At 44.7% G+C, this 4,987-nt stretch carries 3 protein-coding genes; all 3 read right to left on the bottom strand.

The genetic code is table 11. From position 1 onward, the window contains the following. A partial coding sequence (locus F6K37_RS31950; RefSeq protein WP_502887790.1) for a tetratricopeptide repeat protein occupies positions 1-1,684 on the bottom strand: 1,684 nt, incomplete at its 3' end. A 253-nt stretch (positions 1,685-1,937) separates the two neighbouring features. Then, on the bottom strand, positions 1,938-3,878 hold the full coding sequence (locus F6K37_RS31955; RefSeq protein WP_008189066.1) for a ShlB/FhaC/HecB family hemolysin secretion/activation protein: 1,941 nt from the start codon (positions 3,876-3,878) through the stop codon (positions 1,938-1,940). A gap of 676 nt (positions 3,879-4,554) precedes the next feature. Beyond that, entirely contained in the window at positions 4,555-4,983 is a 429-nt protein-coding gene (locus F6K37_RS31960) for a helix-turn-helix domain-containing protein (protein WP_287254610.1), read from the bottom strand. Between the last annotated feature and the right edge of the window lie 4 nt (positions 4,984-4,987).

Raw genomic sequence — 4,987 nt, forward strand, 5'->3', positions numbered from 1 at the left:
GATAAACTGGCTCTACACTCTCTCGAAATGTAAACCTGACCTGTTGGTTAACAGCTACTAGGTCACTGCGTAGAGACTTGAGGGTGTTAACAGCTTCTGTGTAAGCTGCGATCGCATTTTCCTCTTCTCCAAGCCCTGTCGAAATACGTCCCAGTTGCCATTGCCAGCGATAGCTAATATCCGGAGCATTGACTTCCTGAGCTAGCTTTAAGGCTTGTTGAGTCAGGTCTTCAGACTCTGGCAACTGCTGATTCTGCTCATACAGTTGACCTAGACTACCAAGAGCATAAGCTTCCGCTCGCTTATCTCCCAATGCTTTAGCCTGTTGTACCGCAGTAGCTAGGATTTTAGCAATTTCATAAGAAGGCTGAATGGCCTTCTTAACCGAAGGCTGAAGTCTCTTGGCTAGCGATGCAGCGAGGTAGCGCGGTCTTGGGGGTTCCCCCCATGAGCGACTACCGGTGCGGTCTTGGGGGTTTCCCCCATGAGCGACTGCATCAAGAAAAGTTTGAACATATCCTTCATCCTTGATACTTCTAACTTCATCCTTCATTAAGGTGCGACCCAAGGGCGATTTACTCGCCCATTGGAAAGCGCGCCTTAAGCTTTGAGCAAAATTAATCCTCAGATAGATACTGCGGCGGCTCAGAGGGATCGATTCCAGTTGGGGCAGGATTTGAGGGATTAGTGCTTGTGCTTCCTTTATCCTTTTAGTATCAATCAATAAGCTAAGTTGATTTAATTGGGCTTCAAGCTTAGTGATTGGATCTAATGACTGATCGAATGCTTGTTGATAGTAATCAATAGCCTCGTCTAATTCTTGCTGAGCCCGTGCTGTATTGCCTAAGCTAAATAATATAGCGCTAATCTCCTGAGAGTATGGTAAGCTTCGGGCAATCTCTAAGCTTTTTTCTAAGGTTTCCCGGGATTGGCTCAGCTCTCCTACTAATTGACGCATATTCCCAAGGGATCGCAATCCTATCGCTTTGTTCAAAGAGTCAGGTTGAGCAACTAAGGATTCCTCGACCTGATTGAGTAGATTCAACGCCCGCTTATACATTCCTAAGTCTTGTAGGGCTTGCGCTATATTAATCCGACTGCGAATCTGACCAGCTTCATCCCCTAATTCACCATAAGTTAGCGCAGCTTGCTCCCAACTTTCCATTGCTGCTTTTGATTCTGATGAACCAAGCTCAATACTTCCTTTTATCATTAGGGATTGCGCCAGCACTTGTAAGTATGCTGTAGACTTATCCCGGTTTTTTATATAGCGCAATATTTTTTCACTATTAGCGATCGCATTCTTGGCTTGAGTCCATAACCCCAGTTGCTGATAAGCCAACGAGAGATTACTCAACACCATCGCTTCTGAGAGTTGATCTCCCTGAGCCTGATTAGTCTTAAGAGCTTGTTCTAAAACATCTACTGCTTCGGCGAATCTACCTGAATCGTAAAGACCTTTCCCCTGTTTAAGTAACCTGGAAACTGTCAGGTTAGCCTGTTCAAGGTTCTTAGGTTGTTCGCGTAGCGTGGCCGAAAGGCCAAAGTTAGCAGGTTTAAAGTTAGCAGGTTTTTCCCGTAGCGTGGCCGAAAGGTCAAGATTAGCAGCTTTAAGGTGATCAGGTTTAAGGTTAGTAGCTTTAAGAGCAATATCCCCTTCAACCTTCAACCTTTCCACTTTCAAAGTTTGTGGGACTGTCGCTAAAACCGGAGGGACTAAATTGCACAGTAACGCTGTTAATATAGCAATTAGAGGTAACCTTATCCACCGCCTTATCCTCAACCCTAAGGATTTTCGATTTACTCTCGCTAGACTACCATAATATATCCTTTTTTTGACCATGATTCATTTTCTCCCTTGCTGCACCTCATCACTATGAAAAACGCTATCTTAATTAGAATGTAGAATTTAGAATTTAGAATTTTAATTTTTATGTTCAAAATGGTCTAAAAATCACCGAAAAGTAGAAGCCATCTTCCTGTAACGTTCTATCCCTAGTTTCAACATCCACTAACTGCAAGCCCCAGCCGATATTAGCCTCCAGTAAATCTCCTTGCTGCCATCGCAAACCTAGACCAAGGGATGCGATCGTGTTATCATCAATATCATCGTCTCTATTCCAGCCAGTACCAAAATCAAGAAAAGGAGTCAACTGCACTAGAGTTCCGCTATCAGGATTCTGAATAATTGGCAGACGCAGCTCCGCAGAAATAAACGCACCATTGTCGGATAGAATCAGATCCTGGCGATAGCCCCGTACACTCTGTAAACCCCCAATCCCTATCTGTTCTAATGGTACCAAGCCTCGGTCTGCTAGTTGCACATCCCCTCGGATTAATAATATAGTATTTGGTGCCAGTAGCCTTACCCATTGCCCTTGACCACGCCAAGCGAAGAAATTGCTATCGGGTCCACCCCTGTTAATCGTAGTATCTCCTGAACTAATCCCGATACTTAACTGGGAACGAGCTGCTAACACTTGTTGCTCACTGCGCTTAGTCCACTCTTGGAATAACCGGATGGCATTAATCCGCGTACGCCCTTCATCATCAGCTCCTGCTGATAAAGCAAAGGGTCTATTCAAGATAGATGTTTCACTTTCCTGGCGTGAGCCGGTGATACCAATAGCTACTTCTTCGGTAGGGGTTTGGAATACAGGCTGGCGCAGGGTTATCTCATAAAACCGTGATTCTGAGTCAATATCTATCCTATCAAAAGGAGGCTCAATTACTTCACTAGCTGTTGTCCCATAAGCCAAGCGCAGAGTACCATTACGGGGATTAATCGGTAAGGTGTAGCTGACATCAAAGGTATCACTACCATCGGTGTTGGTGTAGTTGAATTCTAAAGCATCTCCCAATCCCAGTAAATTGCCTTCTCGAATTTGGGGACGACGCCGAAAGCTTCCTACACTGGGAGAGCGCCCATTATCTATTACTATTTGGGTGCTAAAAGTATCGGCTTCAGTTACTGTTACTTCTAGCAAACTCTCCCCAGGCTCCACCCCCGCTGACAATTCAGCTGAGATGTTGGCAATTAGAGGGTCGAGTCGCAGCATTTGTAAGCCGTTCAGTAAGCGCCTTACATTCAGAGGCTTCTTGGTAGCGATCGCAAGACGGCTTTTGATGTAATTAGGATTAAGCCGACTCAGACCCTTGACAATAATATCTTCTAATTCCCCTTCGATAATCTCAACGGTAACTACCCCATCTTCAAGTTCCTGAGGTGGGATATAGGCTCCAGAGTTAACGTATCCTTCCTGATCATATAACTTGGTGATCTCAGACCGGAGTTTAAATAATCTTGGCAAGGAGATGGGTTGATTGAGGAAAGGATCGGTAATTTCCGCTAATTTTTCCTGGCTGAATACCGTTGAGCCAATAATATTAAAGCGTTTAATGACGATTCGTCTTGGAATATCCTCCAGAATTTCGTCCGGTAGATCAGGGCTAGGGGTAGATGGGTCAAGAAGTTCATCCACAGGAGGAAGTTTCTGGGGAGGTTGGGGTTCTGGCGCTGGTTCCAGAGAGGGAGGTCTCTCCGGCAGCCGATCCTCCGGTAGCTCTATACCCGGAGGTAGGTTCGGAGGTAGGGCTTGACTAATTTTTGCTGGGGCTGGAGGACTCGGGAGCTGGTTAATACCCATGGCGTTGAAATTTGTTACAGTGTCGCTCCCTAAAACCTGATTATCCCCTTTGTTCAATTTCTCTGGAATTGGCACTGGTTCCTGTGGCAATGAATCCTTTACGAAGACCAGACTCTGATCATTAACAACAGCCCCAGCTTCTAAAGGTTTCAGGATTAGGTTACTAACGACTGCTAATACACCCAAGGTTAACAGAGATGAACTTTTTACTACTGCAACAAATCTAAACATTACTTACCATATCGTAACTGTTTTTCTTAGGTAAGAACTATTAATTAGTTTTCCTGGTGCTAGAGTGACAAACAACAGGAACAGTAGTCAAGAGCAAGGCAAGAAATTGACAACTAATGTAATAGATCTGTCAATCTATCAGTGTATATAGGAATAAGTTTTGCGTTGGCTGAATTTGACAAGTAACAAGTAAGTAGATCTATGAGTCATCTAGGGATAACTTTTGCGTCCTGTTTGAGTTGAACGCTTTGCCAACAACATTAAACCAACTACAGTAAACTTGGCCGCAGTTGTCTACTTGCCAAATTTAAACCTACCCGTTCCCGTAGCCTGGCCTTTAGGCCAAGGAACACCAAAAGCCATTAATTTTAAAGTTTTAACCTTCAAGTTAACACCTTGTTTTTAAATTCTTAAGCTACGCAAACAAGCAGCTTCCAGCTGAAATGACCCCAAGCTAATGGCGTTGCTGATTCTGGGTATGGTTTCGCCCCCCTAGCCCCCCAATTTTGCGGTGCGACCCGTGGCGAATTTAATTCGCCGACGGAAAGCGCACCGGTGGGGGAACAAAACTCTCAAAGTCCCCCATAATTGGGGGATTTAGGGGGCTTTAATAAAACCAGATTATCGCGCATTCATTCCTTAATTCAGCAACGCTAAGCTAATACCCATCCTGCAATTAACTAAAAACTTTAGTGAGAATTTCGACAGAAGGGTCAACTTCCAGCCACACCGTAGCTCCACAATCCTTGGGACAATTGGGTTGATAGACTAACCGAGATGGACCCTTGATTTCTACATAATGACCGTAGGTGTTGCGGTTACCTTGTTTGACAGTGAGCACAGGGTTGTAGGTGTTGTTCTTTTTATTTTGCTTAATCACGTTCTGGTTGACGTGGATGTAACTCGCCACCTTTTGGAAACCTCTTCTCCAGGTTCCCTTGGGTCCACGGCGACCAGGACTGACCCTAGGCAAGCCGTTAAATAGGGGAATTTGCCAAAATCTGCCTACTTTTTGAGCGCCCTTAATTCTACCATTTTTCAGAAGTTGGCGAACTCGTTGGACGCAAATCCCTAGAAGAAAAGCTGCTTGGGTAGTTCCGACTATCTTG

This window comes from Moorena sp. SIO4E2, assembly GCF_010671945.1.
Classification (GTDB): domain Bacteria; phylum Cyanobacteriota; class Cyanobacteriia; order Cyanobacteriales; family Coleofasciculaceae; genus Moorena; species Moorena producens.